Genomic DNA, 23858 nt, shown 5'->3' on the forward strand with positions numbered 1-23858 from the left:
TATCATCCTTTATCCATTTCACCAGATTTTTACGAACTGAAATATATACTAAAGGGTAACACCTGTTTTAAAAATAGCGAGTTCCCTAAAGTCATTTTTCTCATTGTTTACAAATTCGCCATTAGCTATTTGAATGATATAATTAATAAATTTCCGTAAAATGTATTCAGAGGAAATGTCATCATCCAACAAGATACCTGCATTAAAATCAATCCAATGTGGTTTAGATTTATATAATGATGTATTGGTAGACACCTTCATCGTAGGAACGAATGTCCCAAACGGTGTTCCTCGTCCAGTGGTGAATAATACCATCTGACAGCCAGTGGCAGCGAGTGCTGAAGAAGCAATCAAGTCATTTCCTGGGGCACTCAGTAGGTTTAAGCCCTTCGCTTTCAGCACTTCCCCATACTTCAATACATCGACAATTGGAGATAATCCCGCCTTTTGTGTGCACCCCAAAGATTTATCTTCAAGCGTTGTAATACCCCCTTTTTTATTTCCAGGGGAAGGATTTTCATAGACTGGCTGGTCGAACTTTAAAAAGTACTCTTTAAAATCATTGATTACGGCAACAATTTTATGGAAGATATCCTCGTTCTTCGCTCGTTCCATTAAGATGGTTTCCGCCCCGAACATTTCAGGTACTTCTGTTAAGACGGTCGTTCCACCTTGTGCTATCAGAAAATCTGAAAACCTACCTAAAAGGGGGTTAGCCGTTATTCCTGAGAATCCATCCGAACCCCCACATTTTAAGCCTATTTTCAATTCCGATAATGGAACGTCTTCCCTTTTATCACCCTGAACATAGGCATGGATTTCTTTAATTAACTTTACTCCAGCCTCTATTTCGTCCGTCACGTCTTGTGATACAAGAAATTTAATTCGGTTTTCATCCACATTTCCCAGATCTTCTTTGAATTTGACCATTTCATTATTTTCACATCCCAGCCCCAGTACGAGAACGCCTGACGCATTTGGATGGTTCACTGCATTCAACAGGATTTGCTTTGTATTTTCATGGTCATCCCCTAATTGCGAGCAGCCATAATTGTGTTTAAAGACAAGCATATTCTCAAAAGGTGTAATATTCCCTACCTCTTTTTCAAATCTTTTGATGATTTTCTCGGCAATGCCATTAACACATCCTACTGTGGGAACAATCCAGAGCTCATTTCTGATTCCCACAGATCCATTTTCCCTTTTATATCCTTTAAATGTTAAATTTTCATCATGGAAAGGATTATCTATAAGCTTCCGTTCATAGCTATATTCCTGAGTACCTGATAAATTGGTTATTGTATTATGCGTATGGACCCACTCGCCAATTTCCACCTCTTGCAAAACATGACCAATTGGAAAACCGTACTTAATTACATGATCATCTTTTTGAAGATTTTTTAATGCCACTTTATGTCCTCTTTCAACCTCTTCCTTTATCACTAATTCTGTTCCATTTATAATGAAGCGTTCATCTTTTGATAATTTTCTTAAGGCTAATGCTATATTGTCATTTTCATGTATTTGAAAAATATCCTTCATGATAAAGGACCTCCCTATTTTACGGATTGTTCCTTCATCATTGCTTCCAACGAAGGTTTAATACCTGACTCTTCAATTTGATGTACATATTCTGCCACCAATTTCGTAAGTCCGCTTATTCCATTCAAATCCATCCCCCAAATATCTTGGTTCCCAAGAATCGTCTCGACAAGCTCCTCGACTTTCATGGTATCCTCAGCCACCGATTTCCACGACGCCTTAAATAATTCAAGAACACTTGAATCATCCTCAAGCGGAATCATTTCTCCTCCCCTTTTACCTTTATAAAAAATGAGTAAAGCACTCAAGGAAAAAACCATTCGACGGGGCAACTCTTGTTTCTTTTCCACATAATCGAGTAATGCCGGGAGATTCCTTGTTTTAAATTTTGATAAGGAATTCAAGCTAATGCTCAATAAATAATGCTTAATATAAGGGTTTTTAAAACGGTTAAGAACATCATTTGCAAAGGCTCTCAATTCTTCAGTCGGCATGTTAAGCGTCGGTATGATTTCTTCAAAAGTCAATTCTTTTATAAATTGTCCAGTAGTATCATCTTCCATCGCCTCTGCCACTGTTTCCACTCCTGATAGATAGGCAACAGGGGTCATTGCTGTATGGACACCATTCAGAATTCGCACTTTCTGTACGCGATATGGTGTTAAGTCATCGACAAAAAAGGTATTTAGACCCACTTGATCGATTGGAAATTCCGTTTTGATCCACTGAGGACCCTCGATGACCCACTGATGGTATTGTTCACCTACTACTAATAAATCATCTTGATACCCTAACTCTGCTGTGATTTCATCTATCGTATCTTTTGGAAAACCAGGTACGATTCGATCAACTAAACTGTTGCAGAATGTATTGGCGTGGAGAATCCACTCGACAAACGCTTCCCCAAGATTCCAAATACTAGCAAACTGAAGAACAATGTCTCTAAGCTTAGCTCCATTCTCTTCTATTAATTCACACGGGATGATAACACAGCCTTTTTGGTAATCCCCCTTAAATACTTGGAAGCGGTGAAATAAAAAAGCGGTTAATTTACCTGGAAAACTTTTTTGAGGACGGTCTTCCAATCTGTCAGTCGTTTCTAAGTAAACTCCTGCTTCCGTGGCATTTGAAATAATAAACCTTAGCTCTTCACTACCTGCTAAATCCACATATTTATCATAGTCCTTAACTAGATCAATGCCTCTGCTTATCGAATTGACAATCATATGCTCATTAACAGCTTTTCCCTCTTTAATCCCTTGCAAATATAAAGTGAATAATCCATCTTGTTCGTTCAAACGCTCAATTTTTTCAGAACCTCTTGGCTGGACAACCACTACACTGCCTTTGAAATCCGTTTTTTTATTCAGTACATCAATTTGCCAATCAACAAATGCCCTTAAGAAATTCCCCTCTCCAAATTGAAGGATTTTTTCCTGGTATAAGGGATGCTCCCCACTGATTTTCTTACTTATTTTTTCCATTAAACATTCCTCCTCCTCAAATGCACACGTGAACATTTATTTTAAAAAAAATAAGACTTATTTTACTGCCCATTTATTAGTTACATTCAAAATAAATGGGCATATTTTTTATGACTTCAATTTTTTCACAGAATCTCGCACCTTTAATTCTGTATTCACAAAAATTCGCTTCCCGTGTTTCCCAGGGTTTCCAATTAGAGATAATAAGTTCTCTGCCCCCTTTATACTTATCTGCTCGATCGGTCTTTTTACAGTTGTTAACCGCGGAGTTGTATATTGGGCAAATCCAATATCGTCAAATCCAATAATGGATATATCCTCTGGAACCTTCAAACCATATGCAAAAACAGCATTCATCGCCCCTATGGCCATATCGTCATTGGAACAGAAGACAGCAGTCGGTGGCGTCTTGACGGTAAGCAATTTTTCCATAGCCTGGTACCCACTATGCATATCATAATTCCCTTTGACAGCATATTCACTTTTGATTGGGATTTCGTAATCAATCAATGCCTTTATAAAGCCATCTTTCCGCTTTTTAGTCGATTTAAATCCTTCTTTACCTTCAATAATCGCGATATTCTGATGACCATTTTGAATCAAATGTTCAATCGCTTGATAGGATCCCTCTGAATCATTTGATAAAATATTAATCAGTTTCTTTTCATCAACTTGTCTATTTAACACGACAAGAGGTATCTTTTTTTCCAATACATAATAGATAAAAACATTATCCACATCACTTTGGCTCATCAAAATAATCCCATCGAACCTACCACTATTAATAGCTGAAAAATCCTCATAATCATCTATACCGCGTACAAATAAATTGAAATTCTCATTAATGACACTGTTGACTCCCTTGATTGTATCTGTAAAGAAGCTGGGTGATGTACCATTTGAGATGCTTGTAAAAAACAATCCGATTGTGTGTGATTTCTTCATTACCAAGCTTTTAGCATTATAATTTGGGGTATAATTTAGCTGAGAGGCTAGATCCAGTATTTTCTTCCTTGTATCCTCTTTAATCAAAGGACTATTATTCAAGGCCCTTGATACTGTCGTATGAGATACATTCGCTATCTTAGCAATATCTTTTATCGTCACCATTCCACTCATCCTTTAAAATCACAAAGTATACTTTCTACTAGCATACCATGTTTATCTGGCAATTCCAGATTGCAATCCCCCTAATAGAAAATCCATGAGACGGTAAGGACCTGCAATCTGCAAAATGGTTCTTTGCCAAAACTACACCTTTCATTTTATATCCCTATTACCTGGTTTCAAGTTTTTGAATGATTTCTGCATGTTTCTCGTCTGTTAATTTATACAAAATTCCAATTATCAGCATGGCTATTGTCAGCGCAATTGCAGGGTAAAGGGTTAGTAGGCCCTTGATCCCAAGCAGGGTCCCTGCTGTTTGAGCCACATTGGGTACATAACCAATTAAACTTAACCCAAGTCCTGAAAGAAAGCCGGCTAAAGACTGAGCTAATTTCCTTGAAAAATTGAACAGTGAATATGTCGTTGCCTCTTTACGCTCTCCTGAAACCCACTCACCATAATCAATGATATCGGATACAAGTGCCCATGTTATGCCATTTGGAATACTGATCCCGATGAAAGCAATTGCAGATAAAATTGTAAATGAATAGATATTGGTTGGAATAAAGAAATTAATTAAATCAGCAACAATGCAAATAGCGAATCCTAGCATCGCCGTATGCTTTTTTCCGAATTTCTTGACAAGTTTAGGCATTAGGATAACCCCTATGAAAGAGGAACCGATAATGACAAAACTCATATTAGCCACTAGGGTTACGTTACCTAAATTATATTGTGCAAAATAGATTAATAATGCTGACTTGATATTATAAGCTGAGATTGAAAAAATCGTCATCAGTACCAGTGTTAATAAGGGCTTATTTGTTACAAATGTTTTAATAATAGATTTAAAAGATAATTTTTCTCTTGGCGCCTCTTTAACCAAAACTCTTTCTTTTGTATTTCGATAACAAATATAGAAACCAATGATTCCGACAATACACATTATTCCCATTACAACCGGGTAACCTACTTTAGGATTTTCAAATTTCACAATCAATGGCATAACAATGACACTAGTGATCAACAAAGCTCCCAATGAACCTATTTGCCTGAAAGTGGCAAGGGAAGTCCGATCTTCAGCATTTTGTGTCATTGCGGCTCCAAGTGAACCATAAGGAATATTGGTAAAGGAATAAGCAATGCCCCAAATCATATATAAAGCATAGGCATATATAAGTTTTCCTGTAATTGATATCTCAGGTGATATAAACAGTAGCACAGTAAATATAGCTAATACTAAACTTCCAATAATTAAATATGGTTTGAACTTACCGCGCTTACCAATGTTCTTACGATAATCTATTGAGGAGCCAACAATCGGATCCATAATGGCTGCAAAAAGTTTACTGACCAAGAAAATTGTACCTGCCGCTGCTGCAGGTATACCAGCAATATCAGTAAGAAACTTAAGCAGGTAAAGTTGACCGAGATCGAACATGAAACCGTTTCCAAAATCACCAAAACCATAAGATATCTTCTCTTTCAAACTCAATTTCTCTTTTTTCACTTCTATCGGATCTTTTTCTTGAGCAAGGACTGTACTCATATTATCCTCCTGATAATCTACATTTTGTTCCGAAGTTAAACTAAGTTATACTTATACTGATATACCTTTCAACAGAACCTCTCCATTCTACCTAGGGAGAAGGAAGAATAGAGAGCTGAATTTATTCTTTTATATCAAATTCAAAGTAATTTTTCGCATTATAATATGAGATTCCTTGCACAACATTTCCTAATAAATCCATATCATTTGGAACCTCTCCATTTTCAACCCATTCTCCTACTAGTTGGCATACAAGCCTTCTGAAGTACTCATGCCTTGTATATGAGAGAAAACTTCTTGAATCCGTCAGCATACCAAGAAATCGACTAAAGAGTCCTACATTCGCTAATGCTTTCATTTGTTCTAGCATGCCATCCTTATTATCATTGAACCACCATGCAGTTCCAAACTGAATTTTCCCTGGTTTCTTTCCATCTTGAAAACTATTAATAATGCTGGCAATGACATGATTATCATTTGGATTTAATGAATATAGAATCGTCTTTGGTAGAGCATCTTCTTTGTCCAGTGCATCCAATATTTTCACAAGCGGCTTAGCTATTCCATCATCATTCATTGAATCATAACCGGTGTCCGGACCTAGCCGATTATACATTTTTGAATTATTATTGCGCAGGGCATTTATATGGAATTGCATCGTCCAACCTAACTTGGCATATATGCCGCCAAAAAAATTAAGTGTATATGTTTTGTATTTCTTCTCATCTTCTTGAGAGACTTCGACGCCTTGCATTCTTTTCGAGAATATTTCGGCAATCTCTTCTTTAGTCGCTTCTTTGTAAACCATTACATCCAAAGCATGATCGGATACCCTGCCTCCAATTGAATGGAAAAAGTGGATTCTTGACTCCAAGGCATTAAGGAAGTCATCGTAGTCTACAATTTTTTGACCTGCTGCCTGCTCCAATTTACTTACCCACTCGAGATAACCATTACGATTAATTTCTAAAGCTTTATCTGGCCGGAAGCTCGGTAAAACGCTTACATTAAAATCATGATCTTCCATCAGCAGCTTGTGGTACTTAAGCGAATCGACTGGATCATCCGTCGTACAGATCACTTTTACATTCGACTTCAAGATTAAATCCCTTGCACCAAAACCCCTGCCATTTAACAAATTATTAACTTTTTCCCAAATGGTAGAGGCCGTTTCTTCATTTAAAATATCATATACATCGAAAAAACGTTGTAATTCTAAGTGAGTCCAATTATACAAGGGATTTCCAATTGTCATTGGTACCGTTTTCGCCCATGCTACAAACTTGTCATAATCATCAGCCTGCCCTGTAATATAATCCTCTGAGATACCATTTGCCCGCATTACCCGCCATTTATAATGGTCCCCATATAACCATGCTTCAGTAATATTTTTGAATGTCTTATTTTCATAAATTTCTTGAGGACTTAAATGGCAATGATAGTCAATAATCGGCATATCCTTTGCGTAATTTTGGTAAATATGCACCGCAGTTTCATTTGTTAATAAAAAGTCTTCTCCCATAAATTTTTTCATCATTTCACCACTTTCTTTTCGTTTGTATTTGCTATAAAACGTCATAAACTCAATAATGTTATCGTTAACATTTTTACACATGAATAGTTTATAGAAGTTTAATTTGTTTTATGTTAACGTTAACAATAATAGATTCATTTTACTGACTATTCACTAAAATTGCAATATTTTTTTATTTCAGAACAAAGTTGTTGTAAAACAAGAAAAGACATGCATTACTGCCATGTCCTTTCTTACTTTTTCTATTTACCCTTTTAATTTTCGAATAAAGCAATCAACGGTTTCATTAAACAAATCGCTTTCTTCCATAAATGGACAATGGCAACTATCTTCAAAGATTACAAGTTGGGAATGCGGAATGTTTTTATGCAAATGCTCCCCTGCAGCTACAGGAATCACTTTTTCATGCCTTCCAAAACAGAGAAGTGTGGGAATATTAATTTTTGGCAAGAATTCACGATAGTCAACAATCGATTGGTCAAATAGAATGGCACTAGCAATGGATTCCGGCATTTTGGTCACTTCCTTAAGCATCCAGCTCGCATCCGCTACAGATAATTCATTGTTTAAACATGGAGGCAAGGAAACTTTGTAAAAATGGGGAACGATTCGTTTGAATTTCAGTCATGAAGGCAATCAATGTGTCCATATCAAATGCACCAATGTTAAAATCGGGCCACTTAAAATCAGAGGCCAATTCATCCACAATCACAGTTGAATGAATATTTCCTTCACCGAATTGCTTCAGATAATCCCAAACGACAAAAGCCCCCATGGACCAGCCTACGAGTATGACATCCTTTAATCCCAGTTTAGCAATGAACGCATGAAGATCTTTTGCATAAACGGAGACCGTATTTCCGTAATGAACATGATTTGACTGGCCATGGCTTCTTAAATCAAGTAAGATCGTTCTATATTTTTCTGAGAAGGACGGAAGCTGCCTTCTAAAGAACCGGCTGCTCATCCATACACCATGGATAAAAATAATTGGTCTTCCCTGGCCCTTTTCTTCATAAAACAACCGAACGCCTTCTTCCACCTCAATATATGCCATTCCATCCCTCCTTCATGGTATTTTCACAATCCATTCCCTATTATTATTTATTGCGTTTCATCTTTTAACATTCCTTCCTATATAAAAAAATATTGTCAAACCTCATTTTAGAGTTGATAATGAAGTATATTTTTATTGATATATTCATCCTGAAAGGACGGAATTTTCATGAAGAGCTTTATCAAAAACTATCGTTCCTCTTTAATACTACTCACTGCCATTATTATCGGTGGGATAGCGGGCGTCGTTTTCGGGGAGAAAACCTCGGTCATACAGCCGCTAGGGGACTTATTCCTAAATCTGATGTTCACGATCATCGTACCATTGGTATTTTTCAGCATTGCTTCAGCGATTGCCAATATGAGCGGAATGAAGCGTCTCGGGAAAATCATGGGCAGTATCGTCGTCGTTTTCCTGACTACAGCCGCTTTAGCTGCCGTCATTGGATTTATTGGGACAACCATCATCAATCCATTGGAAGGCACAGATACAACAGCCATTAAAGAACTGATGGAAAACAGTTCCTCTGAAGAGACCATTGAGGAAGTTCCTTTCTTCAGTCAATTGGTCAACACAGTAACGGTGTCCGATTTTCCAGAACTGTTCTCCAGAAGCAATATGCTTCAACTTATCGTTTTCTCTGTTCTAATCGGACTTTCCACTGCACTGGTCGGTGAGAAAGCAAAACCGATTACCGAGTTTTTGACAGCGGGTACAGCTGTCATGATGAAAGTCGTCAAAATCGTCATGTACTATGCTCCAATTGGACTTGGTGCTTATTTTGCGGCGATTATCGGCCAGCTTGGGCCGCAGATTTTAGAAGGGTATGCTCGCACTTTCATTCTTTATCTAGTCTTAGCCTTAATTTATTATTTCGGCTTCTTCACTTTGTATGCCTTTATCGCAGGTGGGAAAGATGGAGTTAAACTATTTTGGAAAAATGCGCTGACACCATCCATTACAGCCATTGCCACTTGTTCCAGTGCCGCGTCAATTCCAGTCAATCTGGAATCGGTCAAGAAAATGGGCGTGCCAAAGGATATAGCGGAGACTGTCATCCCACTCGGAGCCAACACTCATAAAGATGGTTCTGTATTCGGCGGGGTATTGAAAATCGTTTTCCTATTCAGCTTATTTGGAAAGGATATGACAAGCATTTCAAGCATTTTAAGTATACTTGCCGTTGCCTTTTTGGTTGGAGCTGTTATGGGTGCCATTCCTGGAGGCGGTATGATTGGGGAAATGCTCATCCTTAGTGTATTCGGCTTTCCTGTTGAAGTCCTGCCGATCATTGCCGTTATATCCACCATCATCGATGCTCCCGCTACACTGCTTAACTCAACAGGAAACACGGTTTGTGCCATGCTTGTCACAAGGCTTGTTGAGGGTAAAAACTGGCTAAAACAAGCATTCGTTAAAGAAGCCGTATGATTCTATAACATCAAACTGACTCCTGGTTAACCAGGAGTCAGTTTTTTAATTTTCACATCTTTCTTTCAAACAGTTCTTTAATTGACAAGGGGTTCCTTCCCCTTACATAGAATTAAAGATTGAAGGAGGGAATTAAATGCTAATGAAATGCTTACCGACTGCCATCCTTTTCACGGGACTATTATATATTTTTTTTATACCGGAGGAGCCTTTAACCATAAAAATCATGTTTAAGGTCATTCCCATGTTATTGATTTTGCTTTATGCATTCACAACAGGGGGAACGCGTGATCGTTACCAATCCTTAATACTTCTTGGTTTATTTTTTTGCATGCTTGGTGATGGTTTGTTAATCTGGTTCGTCATCGGGCTTTCCGCCTTCTTGATCGGCCACCTTTTCTATATTTCGGCATTCTTTAAGCTATGGACCTTTTCTTGGCTTCGATTTGCGACGATTCTTCCAATTATTATTTACTCCACTTGGATTGGTCGTGAAATTGTACTTGCTTTAATTGAAAAAGGTGAAAATAGCCTCATCATCCCTGTAATCTGTTATGTAACGGTCATCTCCCTCATGGGTTGGGCGGCTTTTATGACCGGAAATGCAGCCGCAATCATCGGCGGGGTTCTGTTCGTGATTTCCGACTCCATTTTATCTTGGAACAAATTTATCGAAGATGTTGCCTTTTCAGATCCACTGATCATGCTTACCTACTATACAGCTCAGTTTTTCATGGCTAGAAGCATTCGCATGAGTCCTTCTTTCCATTTATCGAAAGGTTCGAAAAGAGAACTGCCTATCCAGTGAATCCGAATAATCGTACGTTCCACATGAAACAATTTCATGAAAAAAGGCATTCACAGCTCTGCTTGAACTGTGGACGCCTTTTTTTATCCTTTAATTTTCTTAATGAAGACTACTTTTAAATAGTTCCCTTCCTTATATTCCGTACTTGTTTTAAAATCAGCCGGCAATGAGAATTCTTCCATGAGCTCGTATTTTCCGTTCATTTCCTTGAAGGCAATATCAATGAAGCTCTTGAACTTTTTCATGTCGAACGTACTGCAATTAGTTGATGCGATAATGACCCCATTGTCTTCCGTAATGGATATGGTATCCTTCAATAGATTCGTATAGTCTTTTCCGGCGCTGAAAGTAAACTTCTTCGATTTGGCAAAGCTGGGTGGATCGAGGATGACCATTTCAAATTTCAAAGCCTTCTTCACTGCATATTTAAAATACTTAAATACATCCATCACCACGATATTTTGAGCTTCAGGATCTATTCCATTTACACTGAACTGTTCGATCGTCTTTGGTAAGCTGCGATTCGCCAGGTCGACACTAGTTGTTTTAACAGCACCGCCTAAAGCGGCAAACACGGAAAATGCCCCAGTGTAGGAGAACATATTCAAGACGGTTTTCCCTTTTACGTATTCATCCCGGATTTTCCTTCTGACATCGCGTTGATCAAGGAAGACACCGACCATTGCCCCATCATTCAGGTAAACAGCGAAATTTACTCCATTCTCCTTTACGAGAAGCGGAAATTCCGGTTGTTCACCCATGACAAAATCGTCTTCATCCACGTATTGCCCCTTTGTATCAAAGCGTTTCTTCTGATAAATCGATTTGACTTCAACCGTATCCTGCAATGCCTTAATGATGTAGTCTTTAAAGGAATATATCCCTTTGCTATACCAGCTAATCACATAGTGACCATCATAATGATCAATGATTAAACCGCCAATTCCATCACCTTCCCCATTAAACAAGCGGAAAGCCGTAGTCTCTGTATCTTCAAAAAAAGACTTTCGGAATTCATATGCTGCCTGGATTTTGCCGTTAAAGAAGGTTTGATCGATCTTTTCATTTTCTCTTCGGGTCAATACCCAACCATAGCCCTTATTCTGTTTACCATAATATCCTTTTGCTAGAAAACGGTTGTTTTCATCCACCAACCGCACTAAAGATCCCTCTTCCTGAAGGTCATTAAGGTTGGCTATCGACTCTTTAACAATCAAGGGAAAACCCTTGCCGATTTTACTCACGAACTTAGCTTTCACTTTTATATCTATTTCATTTCCCATATATATCATCCTATCTATGCAAATGCTTACCTTCCCATTTTACCCTAATCCCTTTATAAATAAAAACCAGCCTGGTTCCTTAACCAGGCTGGTTTCCCGAAAACTTGATCATGATACTTCTAAATGGAGATCGCCTGGCTTAACTTTGCCCATCATCTTCAATACCCGATGTAAGGCAAGTGTGATTACAGCTGGCAATACCATACCCACTGCCACATAAACCAAGAACGTGTACAGCCCTTGACCAGTTATGATGGCAATCGGGGCAATCATTGAACTTAACCCCATGCCTCCAAGTTCATACGGTACTTGAAAATCGAATGCCAAGGTAGCGATTGGGGCACAAATGATTGCCGCTACAAAAGGCGGGACGACATATAATGGTTTTTTGATTAAGTTAGGAAATTGAACTTTTGGCGTAACGACCATCTGGGCAAGGAACCCACCCATATCATTATCTTTATAAGACATGACAGTGAACCCAACAAACTGAACGGTACATCCGATCAAAGCTGCCGCACTGGAAACGGGATCTAATTGCAAGGCGATTGCCAGTGCAGCGGAAGACGCTGGTGTCATCAATAAAATGCTCCATACCAAGGCGATGACCATGGACCCGATTAATGGAGAACCCTCGACCGCAGCGGTGGTTTGACTGCTTATCCATGTTAGGAGCGGAGTGGTGACAAGAGCCAGGCCATATCCTGAAACTCCACCGACAAGAACTGCTCCCATTGGGATGGCCATGATGTCCAACTTTGTTTTGCCAATTATACGCTTACCTACATATGTTGCAATTACAGCTGCCAATACAGCACTTAGTGGCTGTCCTGTAACAATCGTGAAGGCACCCTCAGCAGTTCTGTTAATGGCGGCACCGCCAACTGCACTTGAAGCCATGGCGCTAAAGATAATTAATGAATTTCCTCCTAGCTGATAAGCGATTCCTGCTCCTAAAGCTGGGGCTAGCAAGACCTTTGCGGCCCCGCCTATTGCCAGGAAGACCTCCCAACCTAAATATCCTCCTATGGATTCAAACAATAACCCGATCCCTAATGTAACCAAAACTGCGTTGGCTATCCCTGTTGATGCCTTGTACATTCTATTACTGATGTATTCTTTCCTGCTCACTTTATCTCCACTCCTTATTAATTATCAGAATATTCAATTTAAAAAAATCGAAAAAAAAATATATATCTTTAATTTAAGCCTATTAAGTATATCACCGCTACGTATAATGTCTGCTCGTATAATAACATGAATTTTCTGATAATGTAAGTAGTATTTTTATACTAATAAAATAAAAGCGTTTTCATAAATATGAGTTTAACGCATTTTCATCCAATAAAAACTAGGATTGTATTATTTCAAAATAAAAAAAATCCCTTTTAAGGAGGTGCTACATGGAGATATTTCGATACATTTGCGACAAAAAAAGAACCCGATTAAGGATTCTCTCACTAGCTGGATTTATGACTATTCTAATAGATACCCATCCTATTTTTGAAACCCTTCCAATTTTACAAAAGTATCCTTTAAATATTGGTAAAACAATTTCTCCGTTGGCATCAGTTCCCTATCAGTCGGAACGATGACCCCTACAGCCCTGGTTACAGCTGGATCCTCCAGCGGCAATTTAACCGTAAAGCGAGGCAAGCTATCAATCAAGGAAATCTCAGGAATCAAGGTTATACCCAGACCTGCTGCCACTAGGCCTTTTATAGCATCAGTATCTTTTCCTTCAAATGCCACTTCCGGTTCGAAACCATGCAGTCTGCATGCTTTCATAACGAGATCCCTTAAAACATAGCCCTTTGGATATACGATGAACGGGTTTCCTTGAAGCTCATTTAATGATAATGACTTCTTCAAGGCCAAAGGATGGCTTTCTGGTAAAAGGGCAACTAAATTCTCAATAAATAGCGTTTCTCCTTTGATTTTCTTTTCATTCACCGGCAGGGGGCCAATCAAGGCCATGTTTATGTTACCTTTTATCACCGAATCTATCAGGTAGCGATATGAACCTTGTTTCAATGTGAATTTCGCCAGCGGATAACTTTCCCTAAAATCGGAAATGACCCTTGGCAATATATAAGAAGCTAAACTGCTGGGAAAGCCAATGCGGATTGTCCCTTTTTCTGGATCCAGACTTTCAGCCATCTCACGCTTAGCACGATTGATTATATCCATAGCTTGTTCCATATGGGCTAAAAATGTATGTCCAATAGGCGTCAATCTAATCTTTCGGCCTTCCCGGATAAATAGGGGCACGCCCAATTCTTCTTCTAAATTATAAATTTGGCGACTGACAGCAGACTGGGCAACATGCAAGTCCACTGCTGCTTCCGTCATATGTTCACGCTTTGCCACTTCAATGAAATATTCGATTTGCCTTAATTCCAAGCTAAGCTCCCTCTTTCATATCAAAACAGCATGTTATTTATCTAATATTCAGATTGTTTATTTCACTTTTAAATTATATCATGAAAGTATTATATAAAACCGATAAGCTTACCCTAATTAATATTTTTTGACTTTACTAAAGGAGAGAGAACAATGACCACTTCACAAGAAGTCGAGCATGAGGATTTACAAGTTGCTAGGGAGTTCGTAAGTCAAGTATACGCACAGGTAAAGGAGCGTAATCCTCACGAAAGTGAGTTTCATCAAGCCGTAAAGGAGATATTCCTTTCATTGGTCCCCGTTTTTGCAAAACATCCAAATTATATGAAAAGCGGGATATTGGAAAGGCTGGTTGAGCCCGAAAGAATGATCACCTTCCGAGTCTCTTGGGTTGATGACCTGGGAAATGTTCAAGTCAACCGTGGTTTTCGTGTACAATTCAATAGTGCAATCGGGCCATTCAAAGGCGGTCTTCGATTCCATCCCACTGTCAATTCCAGCATCATAAAGTTTCTTGGTTTCGAGCAAATCTTTAAAAATTCTCTTACAGGCCAGCCGATTGGTGGGGGAAAAGGCGGTTCAGACTTCGATCCAAAAGGAAAATCGGACGCGGAAATCATGCGTTTTTGCCAAAGCTTCATGTCGGAACTATCTCGCTATATCGGCCCTGATACAGACGTACCAGCTGGTGATATCGGAGTCGGTGCAAGAGAAATCGGTTACCTGTTCGGTCAATATAAAAAGATTCAAGGCAGCTACCATGCCGGTGTTTTAACTGGTAAAGGAATAAGTTATGGCGGAAGCTTGGCCCGTACAGAAGCAACTGGATATGGAACGGTTTACTTCGTCGAGGAGATGCTTAATGACAAAGGGTTACAATTCCGTGGCAGCACTGTCGTTATTTCCGGATCTGGCAATGTATCGATTCATGCCATTGAGAAAGCTACACAATTGGGAGCTAAAGTTGTTGCTTGCAGTGACTCCAATGGCTACATATATGATGAAAACGGTCTAAACCTGGATACAGTCAGACGTTTAAAAGAAGTGGAACGAAAACGATTGAGCGAATATGTCGATGCACACCCGGAAGCTGTATACCATGAAGGAAGCTACGGCATTTGGTCTGTACCATGCGACATCGCACTTCCTTGTGCCACACAAAATGAAATCGATGAAGAAGCAGCAAAATTACTGATCAAAAATAATGTGAAGGCAGTCGGTGAGGGTGCTAATATGCCTTCAACCCTTGAGGCCATTGAAGTATTCATTAATAATGGCATCCTTTTTGGGCCAGCAAAAGCGGCCAATGCAGGCGGCGTAGCCGTGTCTGCACTCGAAATGGCCCAAAACAGCGCAAGAATGCCTTGGACTTTTGAAGATGTCGATGACAAGCTGCATCAAATCATGAAAAACATCTATAAAAACAGTGTAGAAGCTGCAGAAGCATATGGTGAGCCTGGTAACTTAGTTATTGGGGCCAATATTGCCGGATTCCTTAAAGTGGCGGATGCAATGCTGACTCAAGGTATACTCTAGCAATCGGTTGATTTAGGAGGCGGTTCCGACAGGGGCCGCCTTACTTTTGTAAAAGAATGATCTCACTTTTTTTTACCCTCTTATTCATCTCAATTCAAGCTGAATATCCACACTCAGATAACATCAATGAGATTAAAACATTTCTTTCTTACTATAAAAAAAAGAGTGCCGGAAAAGTTCTGGCACTCTCATGGTTTGCAGACATTATTCTTTGGTGACCAATTTCAATGGAACGGATATTGTGTCATCCACTTTATCGCCTTTTAAGATTTTCTCAGCCGCATTAACCGCTTCTTCACCGATAAGTGCCGGTTGTTGGGCGATTGTAGCTTTTAGTTCACCGTTTTCAACTGCTTTCAATGCATCATCATTTCCGTCAAAACCAACCACGATGATGTCTTTTCCTGCTGCCTTGATTGCTTCAATGGCCCCAAGTGCCATTTCATCATTATGGGCGAATACCGCTTGGATGTCATTATTGCCTTGGAGGATATTTTCCATGACGTTAAGCCCTTTTGTCCGGTCGAATTCCGCCGTTTGGCTTGTCAGGACATCTAACTGCTTGTCCGCAATATTGTGGAAACCTTTCCCGCGTTCACGAGTTGCAGATGCGCCGGATACCCCTTCAAGTTCCACTACTTTCGCTTTTTCGCCCAGCTCTTTAACTAGATATTCTGCAGCCATTTCACCGCCAGCCACATTATCGGAAGCGATGAACGTTTCAATGTCACCTTCGTCTGAAGAGCGGTCAATCGTGATAACGGGAATGCCCGCATCATTTGCATCTTGAACGGCTGAAGTTATTGCCGCAGAGTCAGTTGGATTCACAAGAAGGACATCAACCTCTTGAAGAATTAAATCTTCAATTCCGCTAATCTGTTTTGCTGTATCATCCTGGGCGTCAACAACTGTAACTTTCATGCCTTTTTCTTTTGCTTCTTTTTCAATACCATCTTTTAAGGAAACGAAGAATGGATTGTTTAAAGTTGAGATGCTGACTCCGACTTTCACGTCTTTCATGGAGTCTTTCTTTTCTTTTTTATCATCTTTTTAGACCAGAATCCATTGAACAGGCAGCTAAGACCATTAAAGAAAGAACCATGATGATCGATACTATTTTTTTCATTGATTACACCTCTTCTTATGATTTTTTACGGTCAAGTAAGACCGCGATTAATATAACTGCACCTTTTACCACTTGCTGGTAAAAAGAGGATACACCAAGCAAATTCATGCCGTTATTCAAGGTACCGATGATCAGGACACCCACCAGCGTACCGAACAACCGCCCTTTACCGCCTGAAAGGCTCGTTCCACCCAGCACCACGGCTGCGATGGCATCCATTTCATAGGATTGGCCTGCCGTCGGCTGTGCCGAATTCAAACGGGATGTTAAAATGGCACCGGCAATTGCTGCCATCGTACCGGCCAGACCATATATGGCCACCTTGACTCGGTCAACTTTAATCCCCGAAATGCGGGAAGCCCTTTCATTTCCGCCAATTGCATATGTTTTACGGCCAAAGGATGTTTTATGGAGCAGGAACCATAGGATTAAGAAAGCGATGACCATCACAACAGCCGGTACTGGCAGTCCCAGGAAGTATCCTCTCCCAAGCATCTGGAACATTTCAGAATCGCCAATTCCAGTAATCGGCTTTCCATCCGTATACACAAGCGTTAATCCCCGGAATATCGTCATGGTGGCCAATGTAACGATGAAAGGGGCCATTTTTCCTTTTGAAACGAGAATCCCATTGATTATACCCATTATTGCACCTAGCAGAATGCCTACTAATATTGCTAAAATAGGATCCATTCCCGAGACCATCATGCCCGCCATAAGTGCGCTGGATAGAGCTAAAATGGAACCGACGGACAAGTCGATGCCACCTGTCAATATGATAAAGGTCATTCCAAATGCAATAAGTGCATTGATGGAGGTTTGACGCAATAAATTCAAAATATTATTCGGTTCCATGAATGATGGATTTAAAACGGTTATTACGATAAATAAAAGTACCAGGGCAAGTAACGGACCAAATTTCTGCCAAATCCCGCTTTTCCCTGTAGCCTCAAGTTTCATCCTAGTTCCCTCCTGTCGCCAATGCCATAATTTTTTCTTGCGTCGCTTCCTGCTTTAACAATTCCCCAGAAATCTCACCTTCGTGAACCACAAGGATTCTATCACTCATTCCAATGATTTCCGGAAGTTCTGACGAAACCATGATGATGGCGATGCCTCGCTCCGTCAATTCATTCATCAATTCGTAAATTTCACGTTTTGCACCAACATCTATGCCTCGGGTTGGCTCATCCATAATTAAAACTTTAGGGGAAGTGCCGATCCATTTGGCTATTACCACCTTTTGTTGATTCCCTCCGGAAAGATTGCCGATGATCGTTTCAGCTGAAGATGTCTTTACGTGAAGTCGCTTAATCATCATTTCGGCAAAGTTTTTCTCATCCTCCGTTTTTACGAGTCCATTAGGAGCAAAGCTTTTCAGATTCGGCAAGCCGATATTTTCCCTTACTGAAAAGTCCAGTATCAGCCCCTCTTCTTTACGATTTTCCGTAATGAAGGCCAGGCCGTGTCGAACTGCATCCGTTGGTTTTCGTATGGTAACTTTCTTACCTTCAATGGTAATTTCACCGCTGTCTATTTGGTCGACACCAAAAAGGGCGCGCATTATTTCTGTTCTGCCAGCTCCCATCAATCCGGCTACACCCACAATCTCTCCTTGCCGTACTGCGAAATGGATATCTTCAAAAAGCCCTTTTTTAGTTAATCCTTTTACATCGAGGACTACGTCGCCAGGGTTTGCTTCACGATGAGGAAAACGATCCTCCAACTCCCGCCCGACCATTTTTTGAACGACTTCATCGAAATTTGTATCTGCAATTTTTTTCGTATCGACTGTTTTTCCGTCACGCATTACGGTGATCCTGTCACAAATGGCAAAAATTTCTTCCATTCGGTGAGAGATATAAACTAGTGATACACCCTTTTTAGTAAGTCCTTTCATCACTTCAAAGAGCTTCTCTATTTCTCTATCGGTCAGAGCTGCTGTGGGCTCGTCCATGATGATGACTTCGGCATCCGTCATAAGCGCCTTGGCAATTTCAATCATTTGCTGTTCCCCGACAGAACAAAGGCCGGCTTCCTTATCAAAAGGAAGGGAAATATTAAGTGTTTTAAAAATCTCGTTTGCACACGCTTTCATTTGTTTCGTCTTTAGGACACCGAAGGTATTTACCATTTCCCTGCCGATAAATAGATTCTCCAGCACGGTCATCTCTGGCCAAATATTCAATTCCTGACGGATAAAGGCCATTCCCGCCTCTTCCGCTTCCTTTGAATCCTTGAATGAGGTTTCTTTACCGTTAATCTCGATCGTTCCTTGGTCTTGTTTATGCAGCCCGGTCAAAATGTTCATCAAGGTTGATTTCCCCGCTCCATTCTCCCCCATTAGTGCATGTACTTCTCCTGCCTCTAAAGAAAAATGAACACCTTCCAATACCTTGTTTTGACCAAATGCTTTATAAATATTGTGCATTTCGATTTGCATGCTCATCATCTCTTTTCTTTAAAAGAATACTCCAGACTGCAATATGCAATTTGAATACGGCGTCGTCTCCCCAGTCCGGATTATTGCTTTCGCGTTACTTGTCAGCCTTTTAAAATCCTCATGGGAAACATATTCAATCCCTTCCCCGAATTGCTGCTCCAAATATTGATGCTGTTCTGGGTTTTTATCCTTCACTTCAGTGGCAGCGATAACTTTTTCAACAACCATATCTTCGTGAACGGCTCGAACGACATCTTGAAAAGATGGTGTTCCAGGCGTCAAAGCTAAATCTATCTTGCAAACTCCCGATGGTACCGGCAGCCCCGCATCACCCACGACAATATAATCCGTATGACCAAGGTCAACCAGGACCTTGGCTATTGAACTATTGATGATTCCTTGACGTTTCATGCTTCAAGGCCCCTTTCGACTTCTTTCCTTTGCGGCATGCCGCCTTGAGCGCCTAACTTCGTCACGGAAATCGAGGCTGCCCGGTTCGCGAATAACAAGCATTCGTCAAAACTTTTTCCTTCTGCAACAGCCACCGCAAAGGCAGCATTGAATGTATCGCCTGCCCCTGTTGTATCCACTGCTTCCACTACAAAGCTTGGAACGACCTTTTCTTCATGCCCGTCAAAATAACGGACGCCATTTTTCCCTTCGGTAATGAATAATTTATTTGGATACTCAGTCAAGACTTTCGTTCGATCCCGGCCATTAAAAAGTATTTCGAACTCATGTTCATTCGGCGTAAGGAATGATGCCTGTTGAATGACAGCCTCGCTTAGCTTGCGGGCTGGAGCTGGGTTCAAAAGTAATTTCTTTTGAAGCGTGTTGCACAATTCAGCCAGAAATTCCACCGTTTCCTCAGGAATTTCCTGCTGAACCATCACGATATCCGACTCCTCAATGACCTTTTTCGCCTTTTGTACATATTCAGGAGTAATGAAATCATTTGCACCTTTTACGACAATAATACTGTTATCACCTTCTGAAAGGGTAATGTGTGCTGTACCGGAGGCAGTACCTGTAACCGGTTCCACATACTCCGTGTTTATATGATTTTTTTTCAGGTTTTCTAAAATAATCTCACCATAGACATCATCACCTACACATCCAACCATGGATACTTCAGCACCAAGTCGGGCAGCAGCCACAGCCTGATTGGCTCCTTTTCCTCCAGGAACCGTGATGAACGACTCTCCTAAAACCGTTTCCCCTGCTATTGGCCGCTTAGCTGATGTCACCACTAAGTCCATTGAGGAACTTCCCACTACTGTAATTCTAATCATGCCTTCTCCGCCTTTCTTCTCGTTGTTTGTCTCTCCACAAAAGAAACAGGGAGCTTTTTGTGCGTCACTTCCAATTTTTCCTGATTGATCTTTTTAATTAGCATTTCCGCGGCTTGTGCCCCCATCTCGTAGGCTGGCTGCCGAATTGTCGATAACGGTGGGTGCAATAACGCAGTGAAGGCGATATCATCATAGCCTATTAATTGTATGTCTTCCGGAATCCGTATTCCCCGTTTTAAAATCTCTTGAAGTGCGGCAGCTGCAACAATATCATTGCAAGCAATGATTCCATCCGTTTCCGGATATTGCTCGAACAGCTGTCTCACGCAAATTTGGCCGCCCTGAAGAGTGAGGGATGAATCCATGACTTGCACATTCACTTCGGCTTGTTTCAATTCTTCCAATGCTGCCATGTACCGTTCATATACAGGTTTTATTTCGACTGGTCCCCTGATGAGGACGATATTTGTACTGCCTCTATCAAGCAATACGCGTGCTGCGAGCTTACCGCCTGTCTTTTGATCGGAATAAACAGCTGGTAATTTTTCTGCTGTACGGTCAAGAAGGACAACTGGAATTTCCAGGTTATCAAAATTTTCATTGGCTTCTTCACTGGTTGAAGCAATCATGCCCACTACATTATTCTGAAGAAAAGTGTCAATATATTCTATTTCTTTATCTCTCTTTTCATCGCTATTCCCAAAGATTAATCGATACCCGAATTGCTGCAGATAATCCTCGACACCTCTTGCCATTTCAGGGAAGAAGGGATTCGTAATGTCTGGCAAAATCAAACCAACCAATTTGGATTTACGATTATAAAGGGATCTTGCCACTTCATTCGGTTTATAATTTAATTTTTCAACAGCTGCCATGACCACCTTTTTTGTGTCCTCATGTGCATAACCACTGCCATTCATAACTCTGGAAACCGTTGCCACAGAAACCCCAGCTTCCTTTGCAACATCCCGAATAGTTGCCAATATATCCACCTCAATAATTTTGTGTAACCGTTTACACAATAGCTTATCACCAATTTATATGAACGGCAAGCCCTATTCCAAAGAAAAATTTTAGGTAGTTTGAATCAAGCCGGATAACCCAATCCTTTTTAATGCGTACATTTTTAATAATTATCGGACTCTATCGTCTCTTTCCGTTTTGCATATATAGGTTTTACATCCTCATTACCTCTAGATTTATTTAATACTTCTATTTGGTAGGCAATAGGAGTTCTACCTAACTGTTGGAACGGAAGGTACGAGGCCCCTGCGGGAATACGCGTCCAAGGGAGACCCCCGCGGGCGGACCTCCCGCGGAAAGCGAGTGCCTGAAGCGGAAATCAACGGTCAAAATTTAAAAATCCAAAAAAACTGTAGACATACTCAATTCTTATCGAGTTCGTCTACAGTCTGAAAATAGCTCAAAAGTCTGAGCCAGTTTAACTTTATTGCGTTTTTGCAGGTAACTTTTCATAAAGGGCATTATTCACATGCCCAAACTCAGATGCATGCGGACGGTCTTCACCATCGCTATATCCATATTGAAGCATCCGATTTCTATTCAGGCAAAGTTTTGTTAATTTTGGCGCAAAGAAATTGAATATATCGAAACGATCCTGTAACCTAGGGAATTTTTTCTGATGTGTAAGGATTGTTTGAGCGACGCCTTCCCAAAAGACATTCTCATCCAAAAGGGACCTCTTCATCAGGAGTGTTGACAAGTAACGGAAATGACAGATGAATAGTCCCGTGAAAATGAATTGAACCAGTCCTTCAGGGGTTTCACTTCTTAATACTTTTCTTAAATCATCAGGAAGTTTACTCAATTCAGGAAGCGGCTGATCACTGACGTTTACATCATCCACAAAATCCTTGATGGCCAAACGATGAGGCTTGTAATCCTTCAAAACTAAAATGGTATTTTGACCATGCGGCGAGAAGACCAATCCATATTGATAGATAATATGTAATAGTGGTGATAGAATGACATCGAATAATTGAGCTGTCCAGGCTTCCGCAGTCAATCCGGATTTTTCAATAAGGCTCTCCACATATGGCTTCCCTTTGTAGTCCACATGTAAAAGGGAAGCAAGTGTAATGGGCTTTTCGCCTTCTTCCATATAACTGTATATGCTTTCTCTCCAAATACCGCCTAGCATCTCCAAATATTGATAGGGTACATTCTCCAGCTTGGAAAAATACGGGTGGTCAACGTTTAAACTGGCCACTTCACCTGGAAGCACTACTTTGCATTCTTCCTTCAAGAATGAATCATTTTCATAAATGTTCTTAATATACGCTGTGATTTTTGGAGCAATGACTGTGCGCTCCGCTGGTAATCCACGGTAGACTAGCGTATTTAAAATGCTCATCGGCAGCTTGACGTGGTGTTTATTCTTATTCGACACATTAACAAATGTCCGAATTGATTGTTGCGGAAGATACTCATCAGGACCATTTCCCATAGCTACAATCAACCCTTTAGCCAAGTCATCGGTAAAATTCTGGATGATTACATTTTTCCACTGCCATTCATGGACTGGGAGGTAGAAATAGTTTTCTGACTTCAGGCCTTTCTCTGTCAATCTTTTTGCAAATGATTTTTGGGTTTCCTCATCCAGTTCATTCTCCATCAATTGCTTATAAGACAACTTTTCAATGGAATTGAACTCACCCCTCGTTTTATGGACCGCAATCCATGATAACTGAACTTCCTTCTGGTTTTCTGGAGCAAACTTCAAATAATCATCAAAACCGAAACCGATTCTTCCCTTGTTATAAGCAATCCAAGGGTGACCGCTCATTTCCCCTTCAAGTAAAGCATAGTCCAGTTCGACCAAATCATCCGCGTCTTGTTCAGGTTTGGATAGCAATTGGAGGTCCGCAAGCAGCGTATGATGGAATTCCTTGATTAAATGTCCTGTTGTTTCTGCAGTCATCCCAATTACCGGCTGGATGTCCAAAATGAATTGAATAGCATCATTGGCCTGTGTAAAACCTTCCGTTTCATATACCTGGATCGACTCAGCCTGTACTTCATAGCTGTCAAAAAGACGGGGTGAAGCCAAAAATTGATAAGATCTCCCCTCATTTATCTTTAACTCATATAGGTTTCCTGCTGCATTTTCGTTCAAGACAGCTGGTTTGATCATATCTTCATACATATACTCAGAAATCATCTTGGCCAGCAGGTTTTGGTTTACTATCGACCAATTTTTTTCTGAAACCGCCTGTTCCACTTCATTTATGAACTGCATACAA

General features: G+C 40.3%; 17 protein-coding genes and 2 pseudogenes. 3 read left to right on the top strand and 16 right to left on the bottom strand.

The window, feature by feature from the left end; genetic code table 11:
• Positions 1-48 precede the first annotated feature (48 nt).
• The 6 genes and pseudogenes from ABIE66_RS27520 to ABIE66_RS27545 form a co-directional block, all read right to left on the bottom strand.
• A complete protein-coding gene (locus ABIE66_RS27520) occupies positions 49-1542 on the bottom strand; it encodes a UxaA family hydrolase (protein ID WP_370016919.1) in 1494 nt (497 codons plus the stop codon).
• A gap of 14 nt (positions 1543-1556) precedes the next feature.
• A complete protein-coding gene (locus ABIE66_RS27525) occupies positions 1557-3026 on the bottom strand; it encodes a tagaturonate reductase (RefSeq protein ID WP_370016920.1) in 1470 nt (489 codons plus the stop codon).
• Positions 3027-3134: 108 nt separating this feature from the next.
• On the bottom strand, positions 3135-4136 hold the full coding sequence (locus ABIE66_RS27530) for a LacI family DNA-binding transcriptional regulator (RefSeq protein ID WP_289327158.1): 1002 nt from the start codon (positions 4134-4136) through the stop codon (positions 3135-3137).
• 166 nt (positions 4137-4302) lie between these two features.
• Positions 4303-5682: a glycoside-pentoside-hexuronide (GPH):cation symporter gene (locus ABIE66_RS27535; protein WP_289327159.1), complete on the bottom strand. Its 1380-nt coding sequence runs from the start codon at positions 5680-5682 to the stop codon at positions 4303-4305.
• Between the two features lie 121 nt (positions 5683-5803).
• Positions 5804-7216, bottom strand: a complete 1413-nt coding sequence (gene uxaC, locus ABIE66_RS27540; RefSeq protein ID WP_370016921.1) for a glucuronate isomerase — start codon at positions 7214-7216, stop codon at positions 5804-5806.
• Positions 7217-7462: 246 nt separating this feature from the next.
• Positions 7463-8273 (bottom strand): annotated as a pseudogene (locus ABIE66_RS27545) (alpha/beta fold hydrolase).
• Positions 8274-8441: 168 nt separating this feature from the next.
• Between ABIE66_RS27545 and ABIE66_RS27550 the strand changes: the two are divergent.
• On the top strand, positions 8442-9704 hold the full coding sequence (locus tag ABIE66_RS27550; RefSeq protein WP_289314186.1) for a dicarboxylate/amino acid:cation symporter: 1263 nt from the start codon (positions 8442-8444) through the stop codon (positions 9702-9704).
• A gap of 136 nt (positions 9705-9840) precedes the next feature.
• Positions 9841-10512 (top strand): lysoplasmalogenase, encoded by a 672-nt coding sequence (locus ABIE66_RS27555; RefSeq protein WP_370016922.1) that lies wholly within the window; start codon positions 9841-9843, stop codon positions 10510-10512.
• An 83-nt stretch (positions 10513-10595) separates the two neighbouring features.
• On the opposite strand, the gene ABIE66_RS27560 is transcribed toward ABIE66_RS27555, so the two are convergent.
• The 3 genes from ABIE66_RS27560 to gltC form a co-directional block, all read right to left on the bottom strand.
• Positions 10596-11795, bottom strand: a complete 1200-nt coding sequence (locus tag ABIE66_RS27560; protein ID WP_370016923.1) for a class I SAM-dependent rRNA methyltransferase — start codon at positions 11793-11795, stop codon at positions 10596-10598.
• A gap of 108 nt (positions 11796-11903) precedes the next feature.
• Positions 11904-12896: a PTS sugar transporter subunit IIC gene (locus ABIE66_RS27565; protein WP_289327418.1), complete on the bottom strand. Its 993-nt coding sequence runs from the start codon at positions 12894-12896 to the stop codon at positions 11904-11906.
• A 396-nt stretch (positions 12897-13292) separates the two neighbouring features.
• Complete coding sequence (gene gltC / locus ABIE66_RS27570; RefSeq protein WP_370016924.1) at positions 13293-14198, bottom strand: glutamate biosynthesis transcriptional regulator GltC; 906 nt, start codon at positions 14196-14198, stop codon at positions 13293-13295.
• Between the two features lie 153 nt (positions 14199-14351).
• On the opposite strand from gltC, the gene gdhA reads away from it, so the two are divergent.
• Positions 14352-15734 carry an NADP-specific glutamate dehydrogenase gene (gene gdhA, locus ABIE66_RS27575; RefSeq protein ID WP_370016925.1) on the top strand — a complete coding sequence of 461 codons (1383 nt, stop codon included), beginning with the start codon at positions 14352-14354 and terminating at the stop codon, positions 15732-15734.
• 204 nt (positions 15735-15938) lie between these two features.
• Here gdhA and rbsB read toward each other — a convergent pair.
• The 7 genes and pseudogenes from rbsB to ABIE66_RS27610 all read right to left on the bottom strand — a co-directional run bounded on the left by rbsB (position 15939) and on the right by ABIE66_RS27610 (position 23854).
• Positions 15939-16860 (bottom strand): annotated as a pseudogene (gene rbsB / locus ABIE66_RS27580) (ribose ABC transporter substrate-binding protein RbsB).
• 15 nt (positions 16861-16875) lie between these two features.
• Positions 16876-17820, bottom strand: a complete 945-nt coding sequence (locus tag ABIE66_RS27585; RefSeq protein ID WP_289327167.1) for an ABC transporter permease — start codon at positions 17818-17820, stop codon at positions 16876-16878.
• Position 17821: 1 nt separating this feature from the next.
• Positions 17822-19303, bottom strand: a complete 1482-nt coding sequence (locus ABIE66_RS27590; protein WP_370016926.1) for a sugar ABC transporter ATP-binding protein — start codon at positions 19301-19303, stop codon at positions 17822-17824.
• A gap of 18 nt (positions 19304-19321) precedes the next feature.
• Positions 19322-19714 carry a D-ribose pyranase gene (gene rbsD / locus ABIE66_RS27595; protein ID WP_289314177.1) on the bottom strand — a complete coding sequence of 131 codons (393 nt, stop codon included), beginning with the start codon at positions 19712-19714 and terminating at the stop codon, positions 19322-19324.
• Entirely contained in the window at positions 19711-20595 is an 885-nt protein-coding gene (gene rbsK / locus ABIE66_RS27600) for a ribokinase (RefSeq protein WP_289327169.1), read from the bottom strand. Before rbsK ends, rbsD begins: the two co-directional genes overlap by 4 nt.
• Positions 20592-21578, bottom strand: a complete 987-nt coding sequence (locus ABIE66_RS27605; protein ID WP_370016927.1) for a LacI family DNA-binding transcriptional regulator — start codon at positions 21576-21578, stop codon at positions 20592-20594. The genes rbsK and ABIE66_RS27605 overlap by 4 nt, the downstream gene beginning before the upstream one ends.
• A 464-nt stretch (positions 21579-22042) precedes the next feature.
• Positions 22043-23854, bottom strand: a complete 1812-nt coding sequence (locus ABIE66_RS27610; RefSeq protein WP_370016928.1) for an IucA/IucC family protein — start codon at positions 23852-23854, stop codon at positions 22043-22045.
• Positions 23855-23858 lie beyond the last annotated feature (4 nt).

The organism is Peribacillus sp. B2I2 (assembly GCF_041261685.1).
In the GTDB taxonomy this organism is placed as follows: Bacteria; Bacillota; Bacilli; order Bacillales; family DSM-1321; genus Peribacillus.